Origin of the sequence: Heliomicrobium modesticaldum Ice1 (genome assembly GCF_000019165.1) — a bacterium.
Taxonomy (GTDB): Bacteria; Bacillota; Desulfitobacteriia; order Heliobacteriales; family Heliobacteriaceae; genus Heliomicrobium; species Heliomicrobium modesticaldum.
Genome location: NC_010337.2, coordinates 2,523,662 through 2,548,860, shown reverse-complemented (window position 1 = coordinate 2,548,860; position 25,199 = coordinate 2,523,662). Strand labels below are relative to the sequence as shown.

21 protein-coding genes and 1 other RNA gene are annotated in these 25,199 nt (G+C 56.6%); 14 read left to right on the top strand and 8 right to left on the bottom strand.

Features of this window, described 5'->3' with window-relative positions; all coding sequences use genetic code 11:
• Positions 1-1,983 (top strand): DNA mismatch repair endonuclease MutL, encoded by a 1,983-nt coding sequence (mutL, locus tag HM1_RS11780; RefSeq protein WP_012283613.1) that lies wholly within the window; start codon positions 1-3, stop codon positions 1,981-1,983.
• Here mutL and HM1_RS15965 read toward each other — a convergent pair.
• Entirely contained in the window at positions 1,971-2,108 is a 138-nt protein-coding gene (locus HM1_RS15965; RefSeq protein WP_012283612.1) for a hypothetical protein, read from the bottom strand. The two genes, mutL and HM1_RS15965, sit on opposite strands and share 13 nt — an antisense overlap.
• On the opposite strand from HM1_RS15965, the gene HM1_RS11775 reads away from it, so the two are divergent.
• From HM1_RS11775 to HM1_RS11725, 12 genes are all read left to right on the top strand, one after another.
• Positions 2,094-2,891, top strand: coding sequence for a class I SAM-dependent methyltransferase (locus tag HM1_RS11775; RefSeq protein ID WP_207643769.1), 798 nt, complete (start codon positions 2,094-2,096; stop codon positions 2,889-2,891). The genes HM1_RS15965 and HM1_RS11775 overlap by 15 nt on opposite strands.
• Positions 2,875-3,915, top strand: coding sequence for a tRNA (adenosine(37)-N6)-dimethylallyltransferase MiaA (gene miaA, locus HM1_RS11770; protein WP_236995023.1), 1,041 nt, complete (start codon positions 2,875-2,877; stop codon positions 3,913-3,915). Before HM1_RS11775 ends, miaA begins: the two co-directional genes overlap by 17 nt.
• Entirely contained in the window at positions 3,912-4,148 is a 237-nt protein-coding gene (hfq, locus tag HM1_RS11765; protein WP_012283609.1) for an RNA chaperone Hfq, read from the top strand. The genes miaA and hfq overlap by 4 nt, the downstream gene beginning before the upstream one ends.
• A gap of 172 nt (positions 4,149-4,320) precedes the next feature.
• Positions 4,321-5,118 (top strand): NHL repeat-containing protein, encoded by a 798-nt coding sequence (locus HM1_RS11760; RefSeq protein ID WP_012283608.1) that lies wholly within the window; start codon positions 4,321-4,323, stop codon positions 5,116-5,118.
• 32 nt (positions 5,119-5,150) lie between these two features.
• Complete coding sequence (locus tag HM1_RS11755; protein ID WP_148207133.1) at positions 5,151-5,966, top strand: hypothetical protein; 816 nt, start codon at positions 5,151-5,153, stop codon at positions 5,964-5,966.
• A gap of 116 nt (positions 5,967-6,082) precedes the next feature.
• Complete coding sequence (locus HM1_RS11750; RefSeq protein WP_236995022.1) at positions 6,083-7,186, top strand: AAA family ATPase; 1,104 nt, start codon at positions 6,083-6,085, stop codon at positions 7,184-7,186.
• A gap of 33 nt (positions 7,187-7,219) precedes the next feature.
• Complete coding sequence (locus HM1_RS15825) at positions 7,220-7,459, top strand: hypothetical protein (RefSeq protein WP_012283605.1); 240 nt, start codon at positions 7,220-7,222, stop codon at positions 7,457-7,459.
• Positions 7,460-7,740: 281 nt separating this feature from the next.
• Entirely contained in the window at positions 7,741-9,168 is a 1,428-nt protein-coding gene (gene ltrA, locus HM1_RS11745; protein ID WP_012281204.1) for a group II intron reverse transcriptase/maturase, read from the top strand.
• A 100-nt stretch (positions 9,169-9,268) separates the two neighbouring features.
• Positions 9,269-10,921, top strand: coding sequence for a GTPase HflX (gene hflX, locus HM1_RS11740; protein ID WP_012283604.1), 1,653 nt, complete (start codon positions 9,269-9,271; stop codon positions 10,919-10,921).
• A gap of 47 nt (positions 10,922-10,968) precedes the next feature.
• Positions 10,969-12,333 (top strand): methionine gamma-lyase family protein, encoded by a 1,365-nt coding sequence (locus HM1_RS11735; protein WP_012283603.1) that lies wholly within the window; start codon positions 10,969-10,971, stop codon positions 12,331-12,333.
• 88 nt (positions 12,334-12,421) lie between these two features.
• Complete coding sequence (locus tag HM1_RS11730) at positions 12,422-12,898, top strand: DUF456 domain-containing protein (RefSeq protein ID WP_012283602.1); 477 nt, start codon at positions 12,422-12,424, stop codon at positions 12,896-12,898.
• Between the two features lie 93 nt (positions 12,899-12,991).
• Entirely contained in the window at positions 12,992-14,092 is a 1,101-nt protein-coding gene (locus HM1_RS11725) for a D-alanine--D-alanine ligase (RefSeq protein ID WP_012283601.1), read from the top strand.
• Positions 14,093-14,240: 148 nt separating this feature from the next.
• Here the strand turns inward: HM1_RS11725 and lexA are convergent, their stop codons facing one another.
• Entirely contained in the window at positions 14,241-14,852 is a 612-nt protein-coding gene (gene lexA, locus HM1_RS11720) for a transcriptional repressor LexA (RefSeq protein WP_012283600.1), read from the bottom strand.
• A 142-nt stretch (positions 14,853-14,994) separates the two neighbouring features.
• Between lexA and glgP the strand changes: the two genes are divergently transcribed.
• Positions 14,995-16,827: an alpha-glucan family phosphorylase gene (glgP, locus tag HM1_RS11715; protein ID WP_012283599.1), complete on the top strand. Its 1,833-nt coding sequence runs from the start codon at positions 14,995-14,997 to the stop codon at positions 16,825-16,827.
• A 133-nt stretch (positions 16,828-16,960) separates the two neighbouring features.
• On the opposite strand, the gene HM1_RS11710 is transcribed toward glgP, so the two are convergent.
• The 6 genes from HM1_RS11710 to HM1_RS11690 form a co-directional block, all read right to left on the bottom strand.
• On the bottom strand, positions 16,961-19,162 hold the full coding sequence (locus HM1_RS11710) for a PepSY domain-containing protein (protein WP_012283598.1): 2,202 nt from the start codon (positions 19,160-19,162) through the stop codon (positions 16,961-16,963).
• A 262-nt stretch (positions 19,163-19,424) separates the two neighbouring features.
• Positions 19,425-20,081 carry an electron transporter gene (locus HM1_RS11705; RefSeq protein ID WP_012283597.1) on the bottom strand — a complete coding sequence of 219 codons (657 nt, stop codon included), beginning with the start codon at positions 20,079-20,081 and terminating at the stop codon, positions 19,425-19,427.
• Positions 20,082-20,233: 152 nt separating this feature from the next.
• Positions 20,234-20,411: non-coding RNA, 6S RNA (gene ssrS / locus HM1_RS14925), on the bottom strand.
• A gap of 87 nt (positions 20,412-20,498) precedes the next feature.
• On the bottom strand, positions 20,499-23,285 hold the full coding sequence (locus HM1_RS11700; RefSeq protein WP_012283596.1) for a UPF0182 family membrane protein: 2,787 nt from the start codon (positions 23,283-23,285) through the stop codon (positions 20,499-20,501).
• Positions 23,286-23,382: 97 nt separating this feature from the next.
• Positions 23,383-23,814, bottom strand: a complete 432-nt coding sequence (locus HM1_RS11695) for an amino acid-binding protein (RefSeq protein ID WP_012283595.1) — start codon at positions 23,812-23,814, stop codon at positions 23,383-23,385.
• Between the two features lie 27 nt (positions 23,815-23,841).
• A complete protein-coding gene (locus HM1_RS11690; protein WP_012283594.1) occupies positions 23,842-25,143 on the bottom strand; it encodes a phenylacetate--CoA ligase family protein in 1,302 nt (433 codons plus the stop codon).
• Positions 25,144-25,199 lie beyond the last annotated feature (56 nt).

Sequence of the window (25,199 nt, the reverse complement as noted above, 5' to 3'; positions counted from 1 at the left end):
ATGGGAGTCATTCAACGCCTTGACACCCATACGGTCAACCAAATCGCTGCCGGCGAGGTTGTCGAGCGACCGGCCTCCATCGTCAAGGAACTCCTTGAAAATGCTCTCGATGCGGGCGCCACTCGTATCGATATCACCCTCGCCGAAGGCGGGAAAAAACTGATCCGAATCATAGACAACGGCTGTGGTATGGCTGCTGACGACGCGGAGCTTTGTGTTGAGCGCCACGCCACGAGTAAAATCCGGCGAGCGGAAGATCTAATGGCTGTGCAGACCCTTGGTTTCCGGGGAGAGGCGCTCCCTTCGATTGCCGCCGTATCTCGTTTAGTCATCACCACCCGGAGAAGCATCGACAACCAGGCTACACGAGTGAGGATCGATGGCGGCGAACGCTATCCCATCGAGGCGGTAGGTGCGCCGCCAGGCACGACTGTGCAGGTGGAGGATCTTTTTTTCAACACGCCGGCCCGGCGCAAGTTTCTCCGTTCCGCCACAGCCGAAGGTTCCGCTTGCGCTGAGGTGATCTGGCGGCTGGCTGCAGCTTATCCCCATGTTGCTTTTTCACTCACCCAGGGGAAACAGATTAGCTTCCGCTCCCCTGGGAACAATAAGCCATTAGAGACCTTGTCGGCTGTCTTCGGCCGCGAGATCATCTCCTTTCTGTTGCCGCTGTCGGCGGTGGCGCCGGATGGTTGGACCTTGAGGGGCTTTATCGGATCTCCGTCACTGCATCGGAACAACCGCAATCATCAGAACTGGTTTGTAAATCAGCGTTGGGTGCGCTGCCGCATCTTGAGTCAGGCCGTCGAAGAGGCTTATCACGGCATGCTGCCGGGGGGGCGCTTTCCCTTTTTTGTCCTTCATCTGGAACTGCCGCCGCAGACGATTGACGTAAACAGTCATCCGACCAAGCAAGAGATCAAGTTTGACCGGGAGCGGGATGTGGCTGACTTCACGCGTCAAACGGTGTTGCAGACGCTGCGCAGTCGCCCCCTTTCGCGTCCTCTGTGGTCACTTGCGTCGTTTCAAAGCGACGGGGCGCCTCCAACTCAGCAGCTATCTAGTGACGTTAGGGAAAAAGCGGAGGGAGAACGGTGGCGGCAGGACCGGATACTGCTGTATCGAGAAGGTGCTCTTTCGCCTACGAAGCAAGAGCTCCCAAAAAGCCCGGAACGTTCAGAAAGGGTGGAACGCCTGAACAGTGGCGACTTCGGGCAGGGGAGAGCATTGTATCGGGAATCGTCTCAGGAACTTCCTACAGACTGTCTCCGGGAGTCTCTTGAGGAGACGGAATCACAGTCTGAATCAATCCGGCAATGTCTCTCTGAAAACCTCCCACTCCACCGGCAGGAACCAAGGGCAGAGAAAGAATGCCAACCGGTGGAAGGGCTGGTTGCCGGGGATGTAGCCGAATGGATCCCCATCGGCCAGTTTCGGCGTTCCTATATCCTGGCTGAGGGTGGTGACACTCTTTATCTGGTGGACCAGCATGCTGCACATGAACGGGTGCTTTATCATGGGTTAAAAGAGCGCTACCTGAATGAGGCTGGTGTATGCGCCAGCCAGCAGCTGCTGCTGCCGGTGACGGTCACCTTGACACCAGCAGAGTTTCAGGGGGCTATGGAGGCCATCGCCGAACTCCGCGATGCCGGTTTGATCGTGGAGCACTTCGGCGGCAACACCCTGCTGATCCGGGCCGTTCCGGTCGGCCTGCCGCCAGGAGAGGAAAAGGGGTTTTTTCGAGATATCCTCAACAGTTTGATGAAGGGCCTTCGCGACCGGGAGGTCATTCGGAGGGCTGCTTTGAGCAGCATGGCTTGCCGCGGCGCTGTCAAGGCTGGCCAGGTGATGAGCCATGCTGAGATGGGCGCTCTCTTGCAACAGTTGGCACGGCTGGAAGGAGTCGACACGTGCCCCCATGGCCGTCCCTATCTGTTGCGCATCGACCGGAGGGAACTTGAACGCCGCTTTTACAGGAGTTGACCATGGCGCAGCAGGAACATCGTCTCCAAGAACACTCCGGGCATCAGGCGCCGTTTGGCCCGGAAGAGCTTTTTGAACTGTGCTTCGAAGACCAGTTGAAGGAGCTTCTTGTGACGACGGTCCACAAAAGCACTTCTGTGTTGGAGGAGCGGGCCCGGGCGCTGGCGGCGGAACTGGGCGCAGACTTCGTCCCTCGGGAGGGAAAATCGGTTGAATGGCTGATTCGGGAGGCTGGCGGTAAAGCGCTGTTGATCGTCGAAAAGAACGACCTGATCCTCCACCAAGGCGAGGAGGCCTTCTTCTTTCATCCTAATATGGCGGTGCTGCGCATCCAAGCCTTGAAAAAAGGGCAGCGCGATCCCCTTGTCCACGCCTTGGATATCCGTTCGGGAGACCAGATCCTCGACTGCACCCTCGGCCTGGGTGCTGACGCCCTCGTGGCCGCTTACGCTGCAGGAGACAAGGGGGCAGTGACTGGGATCGAACACAACCGGCTGATCGCCCTCATCGTCCGCGAAGGACTGCAACACTATCAACATCGGAAATCGGACGATCTCTACAGGATTATGGCGCGCATCCGCGTGCTCCAAGGCGATCACCGCGCACTGTTGAAAAGCTTTGCGAAGGGCAGTTTTGACAGCGTCTATTTCGATCCCATGTTCCGCCAGGCGCTGCGCGCCTCCAACGGGATAGGGGGGCTTCGCCAGCTGGCCGATCCCCGGCCGATTGAAGCGGATGTGATTGCAGAAGCGCGCCGGGTCGCTCGTCGCCGCGTCGTCATGAAGGAACGGCGTGACAGTCCCGAATGGGATCGCTTGGCACCGGAGCGGGTTGAAGGCGGGAAATATGCCCCTGTGGCCTACGGTATCTGGTCTGGAGGAGGTGAGGCCTTTGGGGGCGAACGATAGACATAACGATTTGGTCGATGCCGCTTTAGGGTCCCACGGCGCTAACCCGCTACTCCCACTTGTGCTGATTGTGGGGCCGACTGCAGTCGGCAAGTCTGATGTCGGCATTGCCGTGGCCCGGCGATTTAACGGCGAAATCATCTCCGGCGATTCCATGCAGGTCTACCGGGGAATGGACATTGGCACAGCCAAGCTGAAACAGGAGGAACGGGGTGGTATCCTCCACCACATGATCGATATTCTTGATCCTGATGAACCCTTCAGCGTGGCCGACTTTCAAAGGAGGGTGACGACCCTCATCCCCGAAATCGTCAACCGCGGTAGATTGCCTATCCTGGTAGGGGGCACAGGCCTGTACGTGCAGTCGATTATCGATCACTACGAATTTACGGAAGAAGCTACAGACCTGGAACTGCGCAGCCAGCTAGAGCAGGAGGCGGACGCCTCCGGGCTGGAGGCGCTACACAGGCGCCTGGCTGAGGTTGATCCGATATCGGCAGCGCGCATTCACGTGAATGATCGTAAGCGCATCATCCGCGCCCTGGAAGTCTACCGACTGACAGGCCGCCGCCAGAGTGACTTCCATTATGCCGACTCAGTCCGGCAGCCAAAATACCAGTTGGCGCCTATCGCCCTGACAATGGACCGGCAAGAGTTGTATCGTCGCATTGACCTGCGTGCCCGGAACATGATAGAATCGGGGTTGGTGGAAGAAGTAAAAGGGCTCCTAAAAGGGGGATATGCGCCAACGCTTCCATCGATGCAAGCTATCGGGTACAAGGAAATCGTCGGGTACCTTCAGGGCGAATATGACCTTGCTCGGGCGCTCTACTTACTGCAGCGGGATACGCGGCACTTTGCCAAGCGTCAGTATACATGGTTTCGCCGGGACACCCGGTTGATCTGGTTTGCCGCCGACGCCATGGATCGGGAAAGACTGATGGAAGGGATTTTCGATGTCGTCAGTAACGCTCTTGGAGGGCATGTAGAGAGAAATATCAATGATGGAGGGGCATTCAGATGACCAAACAACTCAATCTTCAGGATGCATTCCTGAATCAAGTGCGCAAAGAAAACCTCCCGGTCACCATCTTTCTGGTGAACGGCTTTCAAATCAAGGGGATGGTCAAAGGCTTTGACAGCTTCACTGTCTTCCTTGACGTAGAAGGCAAGCAGCAGATGGTCTATAAGCATGCCATCTCGACGATCATGCCCTTGCGTCCCGTTTCCCTTTCCATGGACGCCAATAAGGCCTAAAGAGAACTGCCAAAAAAGCGCCTCGCTGAGGCGTTTTTTTTATGCCCATAAATTTGATTATATTTGCATTAATGGAAGGATTATGAAATAATTTGAGAGAATACATAACAGGAATCTTCGGGGATGTTCCGAAGGCGTTCCATCAAAAAGAAAAGAGAACGAGGTGGCAGACATGAATGACCTTTCCGAACAGTTGGACGAAAATGCTGTGGAAGCGAAGGAGAATCGGAAACGAAGGGGACGGATTTTGGCCACCGGTTTTGACCGTGGGGCGGCTTCGGGGGAACTGTCGCCTTCACTGCCCCCGTACCGGTACAAAAAGAAAACAGCGCGCTCGCGAAAACGCTATCTGATCCTGATAGGGGTTGCCCTTTTGCTGCTCCTTGGTGGCGGTACGTCGGCATGGTTGAGCGGTTGGCCGCCCCTCCTATCCATCCTTTCGACGGAGAGATTTTCTGTGCTCGCCCCTTTGCCCTCCCGAGCAACGGTATCTGAACCCCCCCCCTTTGTAGATGAGGGAGTGACGGCGGCTGCGCCGGGAGAACCTCATTGGGGAGACGGCTGGGTGACGGAAAAGACCTTGGAGGGGTTGCCCTTTACTGCAACCGCCCTGGTTCCGCTCAAAGGGGGACGGACTGTGGCGGCCGATCCCCAGGGCATGCTCTACGTCATCAATGGGGAAGGGGAGATAGAACGGCAGTTCGGTCCCTGCGCAGGTGGCGGGACGGCAAACATTACCGGTCTTGCTGTCGAGCCTAGAGGATATATTTTTGTGGGCACCAATGAACGCATCGAGGTTTGGCGCGGAACAGGGGAGTTGGTCTCCTATTTTTCCGTCGGCGGCAGCATTGCTTCGCTGGCTCTCAACGACGAGGGGAAGCTGCTCGTGAGCGATCAAAACGGAAAGATCAAAATAATTTCGGCGGCCAGACCAGGGAATTCGCCTTTTCTGTCGAAATATCCTGAATAAAGGGTCATCTCTTTAGGACGGAGATGGTGAACATGAGCATCTTCCCCTGGGACAGCCAATGGGAAATGGTCGCTTGGTTTGTACTCTTTGGCGGGGTTGTGCACTATAGCGACCAAATGTCGGCCGCTATGCTGCAGCGCGGTTTTGGACAGCAGGACATGAGGTGGTTGCGCGGTGGCGCCATCTGTCTCGCCCTTGGACTCTATCCTCTTTTCTTGTTGGGAGCAGATGTCATCGTCGGTGAGGCGACACGTATGGCGGAGACGCCGCTTTCCGGCGGGGGGCGCACGCTCGCGTCCGGGGTGCTGGCCATGGGGGCTGCGATGCTCATATCCACCGGCAGATATATATCCCTGCAGCGGGAGGTTTTGCTCGAACAGGTCCTTGAAGGTTGGGATTTCGAGTTTGACGAGCTGATAGAGGAGCAGGTCTGGACAGCTCACTCTATTCCCGAGTTGACTGCCTTGAACAGCCGCTTCGGCAGAGGTCGCCTTTCTGTGGCGGTTCTAAACGGGGAAGGGGAGGTGATCTCCTTCGGGGTGCGGCGTTCTGATCAACTGCGTTTTGGACTGCAAGAACCTTATCAACTGACAGCATGGATCAGCCTGGAAGGCGGACATTCGGCGGCGATTTGGTTTCGGACCGAAGAAGACAGGCGTTCTCCTGCCACAGAGGAACTGGATGAGGTGCGTCGAGTCGCGCAATGTCTGCGACAACAGCGGATCGAATTACACTACGTTCTCTTCTATAACGGCGCTCAGGTGCAATGTCTCCACGCAGGTCATCCGGCAACCTGGAAACGCCAAGGAATGCTGCCGGTCGAGCGGGAATCGACGCATACCATGTGAGCATGAGAACAGGGAGACGGTCTGCACAGATAAAGTCCCGGCGCCAAAGCCGGGTTTTGTTTTTTTCTCCCCTTCGCGATCATAAGATATATGGATCGGGGCGGGAGGTGACCGACTTGAAAATACGGGTAAATATCAACCCCGACACACAGACGGCCTTACTGAGCAAGACTTCCTGGCTTCCCGTGCCAAACCCCTTGATTCGTGGAGGAATGACGGCGGGCCAGGAGGAAAGGGAAACGGAAAAAGCAAGAACAAACGGAAAGGTTGGCGAAAAGGTAAAGGCTGCTGGGAAGGTTCAAGCAACAGGAAAAGTACAGGCGACGGGTAAGGTTCAGGAGATCCTCGATGAGATATCGGGCTTGGTTGGACTTCAAGAGATCAAAGCGCTCATTCATGAATTGCGCTCCTTTGTGGAGATCCGGCAACTCCGGGACAAGGAGGGTCTGATCAATGAGCCAATGGCCTTGCACATGATTTTCAAAGGCAATCCGGGCTCCGGAAAAACGACCGTCGCCCGCCTGATTGGGCGGCTCTTCAAAGAGCTGGGCGTGTTGCCGAAAGGGCATATCGTCGAGGTGGAACGGGCTGATCTGGTCGGCGAATATATCGGACATACTGCCGTCAAGGCACGGGAGCAGGTGAAAAAAGCGCTCGGTGGCGTGCTCTTCATCGACGAGGCTTACTCGCTCGCAAGAGGGGGCGAAAAGGACTTCGGCAAAGAGTGCATCGATTGTCTTGTCCGGGCAATGGAGGACCATCGCGACAGCCTCATTCTGATTCTGGCAGGATATAAAGACGAGATGGACTACTTCCTGCACTGTAACCCGGGGATTCGCTCCCGCTTCCCCATCCAATTAGAATTTCCCGATTACACGACGGCGGAACTTCTGGCCATCGCCGACGCCATGGTGGCGCAGCGACAGTACCGCATGTCAGGCGAAGCGCGGTTAACGTTGCGCAATTTCTTGCTGCATCAAGAGAAGTTCGGACATCGACACCGGGGCAATGCCCGGCTCGTTCGGAATATAGCCGAAAAAGCTATCCGCCGCCAAGCAGTGCGCCTGCTTCATGCCTATGACTACCCAAAGATCTCCCGAGAAGCCTTGATGACGCTGGAAGCCCAGGACATGCTGGAAGGCTGTAACCTCGCCGGCCTGGAACCGCCTACATTAGGCGATGCTTCCAGTCTCGTTTCCGCTTTCAAACCCCGACGCTAGGCAAAAGAGCTTCAGCTATGGTAAAATGCTGCTATGAGTATTGAACGTATAAAAGGCAATGTCGACGGCGTGGCGCGCAACCGTCTGGAACGGTTGACGGGGATGCTGGAACTTCAGATGGACGCCAATTTGCTCCTTGCCCCGGAAGTGGGAAAGGAGCTTGTTTCGGTGCGCCCGGCATGGGCGTTGTCTCTAGGGTGGAAGTCCCGAACGCCGAAGGTGGCAGTAGGCGTTAGCTTAAGGCAAGGGTGTCCGCCGCGAGGCGGAATCTGAAGGAAGCCAGCGGCAAACCTCCGGCCCGAGGACCACGAACCCCAGGTGAGGCTAGCGGCAGTTGGATGAGCTTGCCGAACAAAGCGAAGTCCTTGTCACCGAAGGCTGCCGAGAGTAAATGGGGCGGGTAGATGGAGGGAAAGGCAACGTTCTTACCCGGGGAGGCCTGCCGGGGGACCAAGTAACTTGGGAAACCACGCCGAAAGGCGTGGCTGAACCGGCAGGAGTCAGCAGAGGTCATAGTAGGCTGGCCCGACGTCCGGCCAGATGAAGGACCGAACATGATGGAAGGGGAAGCGACGATGCGTTCGCGTGACGCGCAGAGACAGCCGAATATCCCGAAAGGGAACTGCCAACGGGAGGAAGCGGTGAATCCGCAGGGGACCGGTGGAGTGCCGAGCGCGTTACCGGCACAAGAAGCGAAGCAACCCCGCGAAGAGACGTATGATCTGATGGAGAAAGTCGTCGAACGAGGGAACATGACGGAAGCGTATAAGCGAGTCATGGCCAACAAAGGCGCGGCCGGAATCGACGGTATGGGGCTAGAATCCCTGCGCCCGTACCTAAAAGAGGAATGGTCGCGCATTAAACAGGAATTGTTGGAGGGGACCTATCGACCGCAACCGGTCCGGCGGGTTGAAATTCCCAAACCCCAAGGCGGAACACGGAAGCTGGGCATTCCCACTGTCGTCGATCGACTGATCCAACAGGCCCTGAACCAGATCCTGATGCCGATCTTCGACCCTGACTTTTCCACGAACAGCTACGGATTTCGTCCGGGAAAGAGTGCGCACCAAGCGGTGAAGAAAGCGAAGGAATACATCGCCGACGGCTACCGATGGGTGGTTGACATGGACCTGGCCCAGTTCTTTGATCGCGTCAATCACGACATTCTCATGGCGCGCGTAGCGCGCAAGGTGAAGGACAAACGAATCTTGAAGTTGATCCGAGAATACCTCAAGGCCGGGGTCATGCTCAACGGGATTCGTGTGAAGAGCGAGGAAGGAACACCCCAGGGAGGTCCACTCAGCCCTTTGCTGGCGAACATCATCCTGGATGATTTGGATAAGGCACTGGAAAGCCGGGGACATCGCTTCTGCCGGTACGCCGACGACTGTAACGTCTACGTCCGCAGTCGACGGGCAGGGCAACGAGTGATGGAGGGTATGGCAAAGTTTCTGGAGGGGCGGTTAAAACTGCAGGTCAACTGGGAGAAAAGCGCAGTCGACCGACCCTGGAACCGAAAGTTTCTGGGGTTTTCATTTACGTGGCATAAGGCAGCAAAGATTCGGCTCGCCCCCCAAACGGTGAAACGGGTGAAAGAGAAGATCCGCCAGTTCACTGGGCGGAACCGAAGCATTGCGATGGAGGACCGACTGGTCACCCTCAACCAATACCTGAAAGGCTGGATGGGCTACTTTCGACTCATTGACACGCCAAGCGTACTTAAAGAGTTGGATGAGTGGCTTCGCCGACGACTGCGGATGTGCCTGCTCAAGCAATGGAAGCGCCCGAAGACACGAAGACGAAACTTAGTGGCGTTGGGGATCCCGGAGGAATGGGCATGCAACATCAGCGGCTCACGAAAAGGATATTGGCGTCTGTCCTTGACCCCGCAAATGAATAAAGCCCTTGGCCTCGCCTACTGGCGGGAACAGGGCTTAGTCAGTTTAGTCGAAACATACCAATCTCATCGTCAACCAGCATGAACCGCCGTATACCGAACGGTACGTACGGTGGTGTGAGAGGACGGGGGTTAATCACCCCCTCCTACTCGATTTTACCTCTCTTACCGGGCGGGAGGTGGCTTTGTTCGCAGATCGGCGCGGTCGAGTGGTTGATCTGGTCGTTGGCGATGCCCACACGGTGGCGATGATGGACCACGACATCCGCCGGGGAACGCGGCGCCTGGCCGGTGTTCGCTGCATTCACACCCATCCGGGCGACAGCCCGTACTTGAGCGATGTCGATCTGTCGGCGCTCCGGCAATTACACCTCGACTGCATGGCGGTGATCGCCGCTGCAGACCCCCATTGCGGCTCCGCGGCTTATCTTTCCCCCGGCAGTGATCATGCCATTGAGTCGATTGGGCCGCTGAGCTATGAGAAGCTCTGCGCCTTCCCCTGGCAGGAGATGGTGCGCCGCTATGAAAAGAGGATATCGTCTGTCGATACGACGGCAACGGGTGCAGAGCAAGAGCGGGCTTTTCTCATCGGACTGGAGGATAGCGTTGCAGGGGAAGAACGGCCGCTTGAGGAACTGGCCCAACTGGCCGAAGCGGCTGGGGCTGTTGTCGTTGGGCAGATGACACAGCGCTTGGAGCGGCCTGATCGCGCCACCTATCTCGGTTCGGGAAAGATCCGGGAACTGACGCTGGCCCTGCAGGTGACTCGCGCTGATCTGTTGATCGTCGATGAAGAGTTGTTGCCGGCTCAGCAACGGCGATTGGAAAACCTCACCGGCATCCGCGTCGTCGACCGGACGGCCCTAATCCTGGACATCTTCGCCGGCCGGGCCCGGACAAGGGAGGGCAAACTGCAGGTGGAACTGGCCCAATTGCATTATCTGCTGCCGCGATTGACCGGTCAGGGGCAGGCATTGTCCCGTCTGGGCGGCGGCATCGGCACACGTGGACCTGGAGAAACAAAGCTGGAGACGGATCGGCGCCACCTGCGGCGGCGGATGAGAGATTTGGAAGGGGAACTCAATCATGTCCGCCATCACCGGGAACGGCTGCGCCACTCTAGGCAGCGTTTGGATCTGCCCCTGATCTCCATGGTTGGCTATACGAACGCAGGCAAGTCGACCTTAAGCAACCTGTTGGTGTCTCGTTTTGCTCCCTTTGGGGGAACGAGCCCTGCTGGGGAAGACAAGCTCTTTGCCACCTTGGATCCGACGACGCGAAGGATCCGGCTGCTTGCGGAGAGGGATGTGCTGCTCTCCGATACGGTTGGCTTCATCCGTAAACTGCCCCACTCGCTGGTACGGGCTTTCCGGGCCACTTTGGAAGAGATCGTGGCTGCCGACCTGCTGCTGCATATCGTGGACGCCTCCCATCCGGCGGCGGTGGAACAGATGCGGACCGTAGAGGCGGTGCTCGCAGAGATCGGCGCTGGGGAGAAGCCGATCCTGACGGTGTTAAACAAAATCGACCGGTTGCAGCCCGGTGGAATAGATGCCTTATTGCGTCCGCCCGATCCGTGGGTCGCCCTTTCCGCCTATACGGGAGAAGGCGTTGACGGCTTATTGGAGAAAATCGCCAGGCTGCTGCCGGACGATCGCGTCACCATTGACGTGTTGATCCCCTATGACGAGGGAAAACAGATCCATCACTTGTACCAGATCGGGGTTGTTCGCGAACTAACCCATGAGGTGGAAGGCGTCCGCGTCCGCGCCGATGTGCCGAAGGCGTATGTCGCATCGCTGCCGGGCAGGCAGATGACTGTTCCTGAAAAATATTAATAGCAAGAAGCGATGAAACCGGTAGACGCAATGAATGGGGAGAATCTGTGGAATTGGAAGCAATAAAAGAATCGGAAGCAACAAAGAAACGGGGAGACTGTGCGAATCGGGTATGCGCCGACAATGGTCTTATCGCGAACCTGTGCCAACGGGGCAGGCTCGCGCCGGAACTGGCCCGCCTCGCAGAAGAGGCGGCTGTCGATGCGGCCCCGGTCATCGCGCAACTGGCGGCACGGCGAGAATACCATCAACTGCGGCTGTTGGAGGCTTTTCATGACTGCCGTGTTTCCGATTACCACCTGGGTATGACCACCGGCTACGGCTATGGCGACAGCGCCCGTGAGACCCTGGACCAACTGATGGCCACCGTGCTGTCGGCGGAAAGCGCACTCGTGCGTGAACAGTTTGTTTCTGGGACCCATGCTATCGCCACAGCCTTGTTCGGCGTCCTCCGACCGGGCGATGAGATCCTATCAGCGACGGGAACGCCCTATGACACCCTCTGGGAGGTCATCGGGCTTGGGGAAGAACCAGCCGAGGGAAGCCTGCGCGAGTTCGGCGTTTCCTATGATCAGGTGGAACTGACTGCCGACGGAGCTATCGACCTGCCCGCCCTCCTCCAAGGGCTGCGTCCAGCGACAAGGTTAGTCTTTTTCCAACGCTCGCGCGGCTACAGTCTGCGTCCATCGCTGACATCGAAGGCGATCGGGGAGGCCTGCGCGGCTATTCACCGGGTGCGGCCTGATGTGATCTGCTTTGTTGACAACTGTTATGGCGAACTGGTCGAAAGGGAGGAACCGACCGCCCTGGGTGCCGATCTGATGGCCGGATCGTTGATCAAAAATCTAGGTGGCGGCCTGGCCCCCACAGGCGGCTACATCGCCGGACGGGAGGTTCTGGTACGCCGGGCCGCGACGCGGTTGACGGCCCCAGGCATCGGTGCCCACGTAGGCAGCAGCCCGGGCGGCCGGCGACTCTACTTTCAGGGGTTGTTCCTGGCGCCCCAGATGGTCTTCGAGGCGCTGGCGGGCGCTGTTTTCGCCGCTAGGCTCTTTGAACGACTCGGTTTTGCCGTTACCCCTCGCTATGACGCAGAGCGAAGCGACATCATCCAGGCCATCACTCTCGGCAGCGCCGAACGGGTGGTCGCCTTTTGCCAGGGCATTCAAAAGGCCTGCCCTGTTGACGGCCATGTGGTCCCCCAACCGGCGCCGATGCCTGGTTACACCGATTCCGTAATCATGGCTGGCGGAACCTTTATCCAGGGGGCGACGAGCGAACTGAGCGTTGACGCGCCGATGCGCGATCCCTATGCGGTGTATTTTCAAGGTGGTCTGTCTCAGAGCTTTGTCCGGATCGGCGCCCTTTCTGCAGCCCAGACCTTGCTCGAAGGGGGACTTTTGCCCGGATGAAGAACACTGCCCCTGTGCAGGAGCTCGTCAAACAATGTGGAAATACTAAAGTTATTGACCTTGCAATGGCACAGGGGAGTGTCGGAGTTTGTACGATTATTGGTTGATCGGCGCAATCGTTGTCATGTTCATCGGTGTCCTCGGCACCTTTTTGCCGGTGATTCCCGGCATTTCTTTGATCTTTCTGGCGATGGTCGGCTACGGCTTTGCCGAAGGATTTCAGAAGATGACGCCGCTCTTTTTAGGGCTGAACCTGATCGCAGTGTTGCTGTCGAGCGGATTTGATTACCTGGGAACGGCCTGGGGGGCTCGCCGTTTTGGCGCTTCCTCCTCCGGGACCTGGGGTGCTGTCGCCGGCGGGCTGCTGGGGCTCCCGTTGGGACCCTTCGGTGCGGTCGCTGGCGCATTCATAGGCGCCGTCGCCGGCGAACTATGGCATGGCCGTTCCATTGAAACGGCGCTGGAAGCAGGCGTCGGAACGGTGCTCGGGTTGGCAGGCGCTTCGGCCCTGCGCTTTTTGCTGGCGATGGTGATGATCATCGCCTTCATCTGGCAGGTTTGGTAAGCGCCTGCCCCATTACCGGCATAGGATACTTACTGAATGGCACGCAAAAGGGTGGTTCGGTCCATCTTTTTTGCTTGGAAAGGGGGACCTGGCATGATGAAACAGACCATCGCCGTAATCTGTGGTGGTCGATCGGGGGAACATGAGGTATCCTTGACATCTGCGCAATCCATTGTGGACGCCTTAGATCGCTTCCGTTTCAATGTCTTGACCATCGGCATCGATCGCCATGGCGCGTGGTGGTTGGGGTCCAACGTGATCGACAACCTGCGCAAGGGACAACAACCCTACGGTCAGCGGGTTTATTTTATTCCTGACCCGACCTGCCCCGGTCTGATCGAGGAAAACCCTGTTACTAGGAAGCCTGTTCCCGTCGATGTCTTCTTCCCGGTATTGCATGGTCCGAACGGGGAGGATGGGACGATTCAGGGCCTCTTTGAGGCAGCCAACGTGCCCTATGTGGGCTGTGGTGTCCTAGCATCGGCTTGTGGCATGGATAAGGCGATCATGAAGGCGCTCTTTGCCCAGAGTGATTTGCCCCAACTGCCCTATCTCGTGGTGTTGCGCAACCGCTGGGAGTCGGCGCGGGAACAGGTTATCGACGAAGTGGAAGACCGTCTTGGCTACCCCTGCTTCGTCAAACCGGCCAACATGGGCTCTAGTGTGGGCATCTCCAAGGCGACCAACCGAGCAGAACTGGTTGCCGCTTTTGACGACGCCGTCCGTTACGATCGCAAACTTATTGTAGAAAAAGGGATCAACGTCCGTGAGATCGAGGTCAGTGTGCTGGGGAACGATGAGGTGGTAGCGTCTGTGCCCGGCGAGATCGTGCCAGCCCACGAGTTTTACGACTATGACGCCAAATACGCCGCCGCTGATTCGCGCCTGCTCATCCCGGCGCCCATCGCAGCGGCCGATGTGGCGACTTTTCAAGAGATGGCCATCCGCGCTTTTCGGGCCATTGACGGTTCTGGTCTTTCGCGCGTTGACTTCCTGCTTGACAAGAATAGCGGGGAAGTGTACATCAACGAGATCAATACCCTGCCCGGTTTTACCTCAATCAGCATGTACCCGAAACTCTGGGAGGCGACAGGTATCCCTTACGGGGAACTGCTCAGCCGGCTTGTCGATCTGGGTCTTGCCCGTTACCGGGAAAAACAGCGAAATGCCACGGAACGGTTGCCTCGTTTGTGACCGAATGGCATTTCCCTATTATACCGAACGGCCGTATCTGTGTTATAACGATCTGTCTGCATTTGGGATGCATGAAAAGAGACGCCCTCCAAGTATGGAAAGGCGTCTTCTTTTATGTTCGGATGACTTGCCTTGTCGCTGTGAAAGCTTAAAACTTCCGAAACAAGGCGATGACCTTTCCGAGGATGTGGACTTCTTTGATCAGAATGGGTTCCATATAGTCGTTTTCCGGCTGAAGCCGGTAGTAATCTTTTTCCTTGAAATACCGTTTGACTGTCGCTTCGTCGCCGAGCAAGGCCACGACGATGTCGCCGTTGTCTGCCGTCTGCTGGATGCGGACGATCACCAGGTCTCCGTCATGGATGCCGGCGTTGATCATGCTTTCACCCCGGACGGTCAGGATAAAGACCTGATCGGTACGGATGAAATCGAGCGGAAGGGGGAATGTGTTTTCGATGTTCTCCGTGGCGAGAATAGGGCTACCTGCGCTGATCCGTCCGACGATGGGGATGTCAATGAGCGGACGTTCCACCCCGTTGTCATCGTCAGGTGCTAGCACTTCGAGCGCCCGCGGCTTGGCGGGATCTCGACGGATGAAACCTGCTTTTTCCAAGCGGCTGAGGTGACCATGGACGGTTGAACTGGAGGTCAGGCCGACGGCGTCGCCGATCTCCCGGACAGAGGGCGGATAGCCGCGGCGGCGGATTTCCGTGCGGATATAGTTCAGAATTGACTTTTGTCGTTCGCTCAGCTCGAACATCAAAGGCCCTCCCGGATATGTCCGTTCTTCCGTCGATAATTATAACATAATCTGACCTATCAAACATCAATTCACGGAAAAACCATCTTTCTTTGGAAAACGGTTGTATAGTCGTGAAAACTGCCCCCTTTAAGCGCGTTGTATGAATTTATTGGAGATGCGCATGATAGCAAAAGAAACCCCATTTTCTGTGGCGGGAGGTGAAATCCGGCGGAGATGCCCCTTTTCCGCCGGAAAAAGCGATTTGAGGCTTGACAATGATACGACGAAAAAACCTCGAGTAGCCTACTTTTGCATGGAATATGGCTTAGATCCCCAATTGCCTATCTATGCCGGCGGTCTCGGCGTGCTGGCTGGCGATTACTTGAAGGCGGCTTATGATTTGGGCTTGCCCATGGTGGGTATCGGCATCCTCTGGAACCAGGACTATACGCAGCAATACATCGGGGAAGACGGTCGCCCCTACGACAAGTATCCCAATTTCACTTTTGATTCGGTCAAAGACACGGGGGTCACCGTAAAGGTACGGGTGCGGGGCGCTGATGTGACCTGTAAGGTTCACAAGGTAGACCAGTTCGGCAATGTGCCCCTCTATCTTCTCGATACGAATTTTCCGGGCAGCGAACACGGGTGGATGACGAATCGCCTCTACGGCGGAACGGCACAGGACCGGGTGGCGGCGGAGATCATCCTGGGAGTCGGCGGCATCCGGGCGTTGCGGGCCTTGGGCATCGATGTGGATATCTATCATATGAATGAGGGACATGCCGTTTTTTGCGGTATCGAACTGATCCGGGAAAAGATGCAGCAGGGGATGTCTTTCAAAGACGCCTGGAGCGAGACGCGCAAGCAGATCGTCTTTACGACTCATACGCCGGTTGAGGCCGGGAACGAGATCCATGATCACGGTCTGCTTCAGCACATGGAGGTCTACAACGGTTTGACATACGAACAGGCCCGCGAGATCGGTGGCGATCCCTTTAATATGACGGCAGCCTCGTTGCGCCTGTCCCACATCGCCAATGGTGTCTCTAAGCTGCATGGTCAGACGGCCTGCCGCATGTGGAAAGACATCCATGATGCTGCATGTATCATCTCTATCACCAACGGGGTTCACCCTCAGACCTGGCAGGATGAGGGCATCCGTGATGCCTTCGAGCGCAAGGGTGATCTTTGGACGGTCCACCAGCGGAACAAGGGCATGCTGATCGACTATATTGAGCAACATTGTCACAAACGGTTAAACCCGGACGCCTTGATTGTTGGTTTTGCCCGTCGCGCCGCGCCTTACAAACGTAGCGACTTGATCTTCCGGTCTTCTGAGGTGATCGAGCCGTTGCTGATGGAGGGAAAGATTCAACTCGTCTTCTCTGGCAAGGCTCATCCTCAGGATGGGATCGGCAAGGACATCATCCAGCAGCTGGTGCGCATGTCCAAGAAATACGGCAAGAGCGTAGTCTTCATCGAGAACTACAACATGGAAGTGGCCCGACACATGGTGCGTGGCTGTGACGTGTGGCTGAACAACCCGCGCCGTCCTCTGGAGGCAAGCGGAACCTCGGGGATGAAGGCAGCCATGAACGGGGTGCTGAACTTGAGTGTTGTCGACGGTTGGGTCGGTGAGGGGCTACAGCATCGAGTAAGTGGATGGTTGCTCAATCCCATCTTCGAAGCCGACCTGAATGAATGGGAACAGGATGAAAAAGACTTGCGCGAACTCTACCGGGTGCTGCTCAATGAGGTGATCCCGACCTATTACCATGATCGGGAACGATGGATCCAGATGATGCGCGCCAGCATCGACATGTCCCGCTGGCAGTTCTCGTCCCACCGGATGATTCGGGAATACTTTGACGTCATGTACGAGGTCACCTGTTCAGCACGGGATTCGGAGATCCCTTCGATGCCGGTCGGTGTTTACGGAGACTCGAAACGCCGGGGTTATCCCTCGCCGCAGGACGAGGGTCGCTGGTGAGCCGTTTCAGAAACAAAAGTCATAAAAAGAGAGACGGGACAATCGCCCCGCCTCTCTTCCCATTTTCCTCTTGAGGGTTTATTTCCTTGCTCACTTTTCAATCCTATCGTGCTTTTTATCGAAGAAGTGTTGTTTACTTCACTTTGAAGGCCTTCACCATGGATATGGCGGCTTCTAAACGGGTCACTGGTTGGCTGGGTTCGAGTTGCTCGGCATCAACGGGGAGCAGTCCCAACCCCCAAGCGATGGCCACATGGCCTTTCGATTCAGCTGAAAGGGAAGCGGCGTCTTCATGGGGTAATTGGTATATCGATTGCAAACGAGCTGCCGGTTCCAGCTTGAGCATCCGCACCATCCATTTGGCGAGCAATTCGCGGCTGACAACGTCGCCGGCCTGAATTGGTTCCGCCAGCAGACCTATCGTTCGCGCCCGTTGCATGATCTCACCGTCAGAGGGCTTGTCTTCACGGTAATAATCAGGTCGGGTGATCACGATCGACCGGAGGAGTGAGACAGCGGTCACCGGTTGATCGGGATGCAGGGCGTCGCCGTACTCCCGGAAGGCGTTCATCTGACCTAACAGACTGATCTCTTTGACGAGTGGGTGGTCGGCGATATCGTTGAACCGGAAGGAGCCGCTGGGTGGCTCCATGGGCTGGCCGTCAAAACGGAGCGGTTTGCCCGAACGGGCATCGATCATCTCATAGAAGTAGCCGTTCGGGCCATCCTGCGCAACGTAGACGAGGCTTATGGGCGCTTCCTTGCCCGGTTCGGTGAAATTTTGGGTATAGGTGAGGGTGAGAGGACGGTATTTGAGGAAGGCGTCAACAGCGCCGGAGGGGCTGAGGATATTCTGCGGGGTGGCAAATCGGTCTGACGAGGACCAGCGCATCTGGTAGCCAGTGATCTTTTTGGTTTTCGTGTTGACCGAGATGGAGATAAAGTTTTCCGGATAGGGCACATCCTGGACATGCCTGCGATAGAGGAACGAGTGATTGGCGGGCACTTTTCCTTTCAGGATGATCGGCGTCATTTCATTGACATTGTTGTTTAGGCGGGTTTGTGCCAAACGATCAGGCTGAATCTTTTGCAGAAAGGCTTCGCCAATCTTCTGGGCCTCTTCACGAGGCAGGTCCCCGCCCGGTTGGTTATAATCGTTGGGATCATGTAGATAGTACTCGATAAGTTCTCCCGTTTCGGCATTCACTCGAGCATTGACAAAGGGGATTTGTTTTTCCGGAGAGCCTTCCCAGTCAAACATCCAAGCGTAGCTGTTTTCATCATACTTACCCAGATGGGCGCCTCGCAATTCCGCGCCTTGCGGAAGGTCAAACCATTTTTTTACCGCCTGGAGGGCCTTGTCGCGGGAGAGCAACTTGCCGGTCAGCTCTATCTCTCGGTTCTCCTGGAGAGTGAGCTCCTGGGCAGCTGATTTTGCGAGGGAACCGAATCCGCCAGCGCCGCTCTCGGTAAACTTCCAATCCGGTGTATAGGGCTTGACGGGTTGGCCGGTAAAGGCGTCGATTTGACCGTTGGACGGGTGTTGTAGACGATAAATCAATTGAGCCTCTTTAGTCGCCTTCCCGTCAGGGGTGCGAGGTAAATAGTACTGCAGTTCGAGCATGCCCGCTTTTTCATAGATTTCGCGCGCTTTTTGAAGAGAGATCACGCCATGGGCGTCAGGCAGGACCTGGGTGGTCCAGTTGACGTGATAGCTGGTCACATCGCCGCTGTTGGCGTCTATTTCCACCGTGATGGTGTTGCCCGGAAAGGGAATGCCCTTGTGGGTGCGTTGCCAGATGAAGTGGTAACGCCTTTCCATCTCCGGTCTGATGACGCCGCCGTTGAGTCCGTCTATATGTAGCCGCAGGTTCTCTGCTTTAGTCGGATTCAACTGTTGCACCAGGCGCCAGGCTTTTTCCCGCGCTTTGTCCAGCGGCAGGGTGGGGAAGAGATCGGGACGTCCCTGAGATATCTGTTCCTTCCACTGATTCATGGCCACAATCTCGCCGGTGACAGCGTCAACGGAAACCTCAAAAAATCCCGTATTGTTTTCCGGCCGCCAACTCAGGCTCCAGACGGTTTGCCTGCCATAGCCGCTAAAGGCCGATTGAAAGTTCGTATATTCTGGAGGGGGAGGGAACGCTTCCTTCGCTTTGACCAGCGCCTGCTCCAACGTCACTGGTGCTTTTTCCGGCAAAGTGGGCTGCATCTGCCCATCCGGCGCAGCGATCAACCGCGCTGGTTCGGCGGCGACGGCAGGCGCAACTCCTGCCAGCAAGCAGACGCTGAGGCAACCGGCCAGGCAGCGACGGAAGGTGTGCCTTTGGACCATGTGGTTTCACTCCTTTATTTGGTTTTCTTTTGGATAACGTTTCACTGTAATGACGACGGAAGGAGTGGAAAGGTTGCAAGGGGTGTGATTTTTTTTCTCGTTGATAGGCAGACAACCGAGCTTTTATTTCGCATAATCGATATTATGTAAACTAACGAAGCAACTGAAAGCAGTCTCGTCAATTCGGTACCTTCTCCACGGAGCCCTCCTGCTCGATGTGACGAACATCATTCATCCAATCATTCATCGTCCGATTAGAAGATTAGACGATTGAAACGCTTTTGCCGATGGGACAGCACTTGATGCAGCGGCTGCACCCCTCACATTTGCGCAAGTCCACCTCACCGCTTTTTAACGGCGCTTGCGGGCAAAGGCGCAGGCATAGCCCGCAGTCGTTGCAGCCCATACTCGCCGGTTGCTCTACCTGATCCGGAAGCGGGAGCCCCCCTTCCACCTCCACCCCGGTGATCAGCATTCTTGGACCGAATCGGGCATGGACGAGTAATCCGAAAGGTGACAGGTTGCCCAGACCCGCTGCTTCGGCCAGTCTCGGAAGGTTGGTTTTCGGCGAAAGGGACGTGTAGATGCGAAAGCGCCGTCCTTGGGCGCGGAGCACCCGATCCAAATCAAGTAGGAAGTCGTGGCTGTCGTGGAAGGCGTCTAAATCAAACTCATCGCCTTTCCATTTGAATATGAAGATGTATGTATCCCCTGCGCGCCCGGCGTCATCGGGGCGTTTCAGTAACACTTCTAGCGCAGGCAATGGTTGGCGGTTGCGGTTTCTTCTCTTTTGTCGGCGCTGCCACCAGGCGTGCGGGTCGCGCTTGAACAGCAGTAGGCTCGGGATCATGGTCCCAAAGAATTCGATGAGGGCGCCGTTTTTGATTACACCTTGAAAGCGGATATTTCTGCGACCCATGTTAACATACCTCCTGGGGGTAATATTTAAGTTATCTCTATTCCACAGGCAGGAGGGATTTCCTTCAACCGTCCAGTTACTGCCGCTATTCCAGTAAAAATAAAAAGGCCTCGGCTTATCGCCGGGGCCTTTTGTTCTTCTTATGAAACGGCAATGTACCCGCTATGCCGTTGCACCGTGGTTTCTAAACCTGCGTCTCGCAGGTGGGCGCCTCACGGCACGCTTTTGCCTTCCAATCAACGTTGGCCTGGCAGCCACCGCCGGTATTGACTCCCGAATGTTTCCTGTAGGTTAGAAACATTCATGGGCTGACGAACACGGCAGGCACATTGCTGTTCGATGCCATTATACCACTGATGCCCTGCTTTGTGAAACAGAAAGTGATTTGGATTTCCGTTTTTTCAATTGATCTTCCCGTTATCTCGTCTTTTTCTCTAAGCTTTCCAGCGTCTCCCTGAGTTCGCGCAGCCGTTCGCCGTAGCCATTCCAATCGCCCGCTTTCAAGCGCGCGTCAGCATCGTCGTACAATTGGCGCGCTCGGGCAGCCAGTTCGGGAACTGACTGTTCAGCAGGGGCGGGCGCCGGTTGTCCCGGCGGGGCTGGTTGCCCTGGCATAGCCGGCGGTGCGCCCGGTTGTGCCGCTGTTCCCTGGCCCGGCGGTCTGGCGGCGGCGCCTTGGCCGAAGATCCGCTGAAGTGCCGTGTCCAGGTTTTCTTCCATGACGACCCGTTCGCCGAAAATGACGATAACACGCCGCAAGGCCGGCAGTTTTCCCTGCTCTGACTGCAGGAACAAGGGTTCGATGTAGAGGAGCGAATCTTTGATCGGCAAGACGAGCAGGTTGCCACGGATGACCGAGGAGCCCTTTTGATTCCACAAGGTCAATTTCTGGGAGATCTCCGAATCCTGGTCGATCCGCGCCTCGATTTGGGCAGGACCGTAGATAAGCTCCTGTTTCGGGAAGGTGTAAACGATGATGTTGCCATAGTTGGCCCCATCGTTGCGGACAGCCATCCAGGCGATCATGTTCTGCTTTTTCGACGGCGTAAAGGGGATCATGAGGATGTACTCCGGTGACGCCTGTCCGGGTAGCCTCATCAGCGTGTAGTAGGGCTCGATCTCCCGCTGCTCCTTGTCGCTCACCCGTGTCGTGGGGATGTTCCATTCATCCTCTTTGTTGTAAAAGACGCCCGTATCCTCCATGTGGTAGGTGGCGTAGACGCGCGACTGGATCTGGAACAGTTCTTCCGGGTAGCGGATGTGATCCCGCAGGGTTGACGGCATCTCTTCCATGGGCCGGAACATGCCCGGAAAGATAGCCCCGTAGCTGCGAATGATCGGATCATGGGGATCGCTGAGATAGAAGGTCATCCGGCCCGTGTAAGCGTCGACGGTGGCTTTGACAGCGTTGCGGATGTAGTTGCCCATGCCGCTGACCGGTTGGGAGAAGGGATAGGCTTTGGAAACCGTATAGGCGTCAGCCATCCAGACGAGCCGGCCATCTTGGATCACCAGGTAGGGGTCCTTATCAAAGCGCAAGAAGGGGGCAACCTTCTGAAGGCGGTCGACGATATTGCGCTCCATGAGCAGGCGGCTCTCCGGCAGGATTTCCGAGGAAAGGAGCAGCTTCATGTCGCCGAAATACAGGGCATAGACCAGCTTTTGCATGAAGGATCCGACGGGCAATCCGGCTTCTTCCTCATAGGTCGTGTAAACGTTGTCATCGCCGGAGGGGTAGTCGAACTCCTTCGTCGCCGTCTTGACGATCACATAGTCGCCTTCTGTCTCGCCGAAATAGATCTCAGGCCGAGTGATCGCCAGAGAAGGTGAAGTGGGCTTCGGCGGGATGTCTTTTAAGAAAAACTTCGGCAGTCCTTCGGAGGAGACCTCGTTGACAGGGCTCATGGCGACGCCGTACCCGTGGGTGTAGAGCAGTCGCTTGTTGATCCAGGTCTGGGCGGTCTCCGGCAGCGCAGCCGTGTCCAGTTCGCGGGCCGCCAACATGACCTGACGCTCAGCGCCGTCGATGCGGTAGCGGTCGATGTCGATTCCCTTAAACTTGTAGTAGAGGCGGATCTCCTGCAACTGGCTGTAGGTCTGTTGGAGCGGACGCCAGTCCCAGAGACGCACATTGGCCATCGTGTCGCTGTTGGCGACGATGTCGGCCGCTGAGAGATCGTTCTTGACGGCGAAAGGCTGGATTTGGATCCGATCCAGGTCGAAGGCTCGGCGGGTGAAGGCAATGTTCATATCGATGTAAGGTTTTTCCATGACAAACTCGTTCGGTTCTACCTTGAACCGCTGGACGAGTTCCGGGTAAACAGCCCCGACCAATACGGAGGCGGAGATGAGCAGACCCACACCATAGGCGGCCCAACGGATGCGCCGGCGGACGAGGGCGAAGACGAGCATCGCCGCCGTGATCAGGGCGATCACCGAAAGGATTTGGTAGGCCGGCAGTTGGGCATGCACATCGGTGTAGCTGGCGCCGAAGACGACGCCGCGGGGCGAATAGACCAAATCGTACATGTCCAGTCGGTACCCAAAGGCCTTGATCAGGAAAAAGAGCGCGCCGATCCCAGCCAGGTGAAAACGGGCGCGCGGAAGATCCCTCCACCCCACTTTGCCGAAACCAAGGATGTTGGCGGTCTGATAGACGAGCACCAGCATGATCGCTGTTACAACCAGCACAAACTGCACGACGCCGTAGATGAACTGCAGCAGCGGCAGTTGAAAGACGTAAAAACCAACGTCAAGTTGGAACAGCGGATCGGCAATGCCGAATTTTTCGTTCTGTAGTGCCAGCAACAGCGTTTGCCAGCGGTTTTGCGCCAGTTGGGAGACGAGGAGCGCCGGCAGCAGGCTGAGGAGCAGAACGATATAACGAACCTTCTCTGGTTTTAACCAATCGCCCAGCGCAAACAGCCTAGGGTGATCCTCGGCGGTCGTCCAGGCGTACTGTAACGCCTTGTCGACAACGTCACGGGTTAGGCGCAGGTTGAAGTAGAAAAAGAGAAAGGCGAGCAGCCCTGTGCCTAGGACCAATCCCCAATCCGTGGCATAGCGGGTTAACCAGAAATTGCCAAACCCTTCGGAACCGAACCAGCGCCACTCTACATAGAGACGGAGCAGCGCGGAAAGCAGAGGCAATAGAAAAAAGATGACCGCCAGGAAGACTGCACCTCGAAAGCGGCGTTGTTTCACAGTCAATTGCCCATTCCTTTCCTTACATGGGGAAAATCAGTGTGGAAAATGGATGCCCTTTGGGATGAGCATCCATATCCGCTATCATTTCATGAAATTAGATGCCGTATACAGAGTCTTCCTTCAAAACGCCGACGCCTTTTTCCAGGAGGACGCGAATGGCTTCGTCCAACCGCTCGACGCGGAAGACGACGAGAGCCTTGTCATTGCTCTTCTGAGGCAGCGCGTAGCAGTATTCGATGTTAATCTCGGCGCCGGCCAGGATGTCCAGGATCTCGGCGAGGCCCCCAGGATGGTCAGGGATCTCTACGGCTATGACGGCTGTCTCACTGACGGTAAAGCCGGCCCGTTTCAGCATCAGATAAGCGGCATCAGGCTGGTCGACGATGAGGCGGAGGATGCCGAAGTCGGTTGTATCGGCGATGGAGAGCGCCCGGATGTTGATCTTTTCTTGGGCCAGCACCTTTGTCAGCATGGCGAGGCGACCTGATTTGTTCTCTAGAAAGACAGAGATTTGCTGCACCTTCATAAGTTACCCCTCCCCTTCCCTGTTTTGTTATTGTTTTTTTCGGCGGTCAATGACGCGCTTGGCTTTGCCTTCGCTGCGCTCGATCGACTTAGGTTCGACGAGGCGGACGCGGGCGGTGAGCCCCAGCAGGCTTTCCAGTTCCCGCTGGATCGTCCGCTCGATCTTTTCGAGGTTGCGCACCTCGTCAGAGAAGAGTTTGTCTGAAACCTCCACCCACACCTCCAGCGTGTCCAGGGAGCCTACCCGATCGACGACGAGCACATAATGAGGCTCTGTCAAGCCAAGCTTGAGGAGAACACTCTCCACCTGAGACGGGAAGACGTTGACGCCGCGGATGATGATCATATCGTCGCTGCGGCCGCTCACCTTTTCCATGCGGACATGAGTCCGACCGCAGGGACAGGGTTCGGCATGCAGGACTGAGATGTCGCGAGTGCGGTAGCGGATGACGGGAAAACCCTCTTTGGTGATCGTGGTGAAGACGAGTTCCCCTTTTTCCCCGTAGGGCAGCGGCTGCTCCGTTTCAGGGTCGATGATCTCAGGAATGAAGTGGTCCTCGAAGATATGTAGGCCATTTTTCACAGGGCATTCGCTGGCGACACCGGGACCGATGACCTCGCTCAGGCCGTAGATGTCGATAGCCATGATCTGCAGACGGTACTCCAATTCGCGCCGCATCTCTTCGGTCCAGGGTTCAGCACCGAAGATGCCCGCTTTTAGGCGCAGCTTTTCTCGAGGGATCTTCATCTCCTGGATCGCCTCAGCCAGGTAAAGCGCATAGGAAGGCGTGCAGGCCAGGATAGTGGCGCCGAAGTCCTGCATCAGCTTGATTTGCCGCTGGGTGTTTCCACCTGACATGGGCACGACAGTGGCGCCGATCTTCTCGGCGCCGTAGTGGATGCCGAGACCGCCGGTGAAGAGGCCGTAGCCGTAACTGACTTGGACGACAGCGTCGGCGTCAGCGCCGGCGCAAGCCAGGGTACGGGCGGTTACTTCTGACCAGGTGTCGAGATCCCTGCGGGTATAGCCGACGACGATCGGGTTGCCCGTCGTGCCGGAAGAAGCGTGGACGCGGACGATCTCGCGCATGGGAGCTGCGAAGAGTCCATAGGGGTAGTGGTCGCGCAGGTCCTGCTTTACTGTAAAAGGCAGTCGACGCAGGTCCTCCAGGCTTTGCACATCCCTGGGGGTCAATCCGGCGGCCTGCATCTTTTCCCGATAGGCAGGCACGTTGTGATAGACCCGCTCTACGAGGGCTTTCAGCCGTTGGAGTTGCAATGCTTGTAATTCCTTGCGGGCCATCGTTTCCATCGGTCGGTTCCAGATCATGAGTCACTCTCCTCAGCTCGTCTTTTTTCGATGTTTGATCTCTATGATGGTTTGGC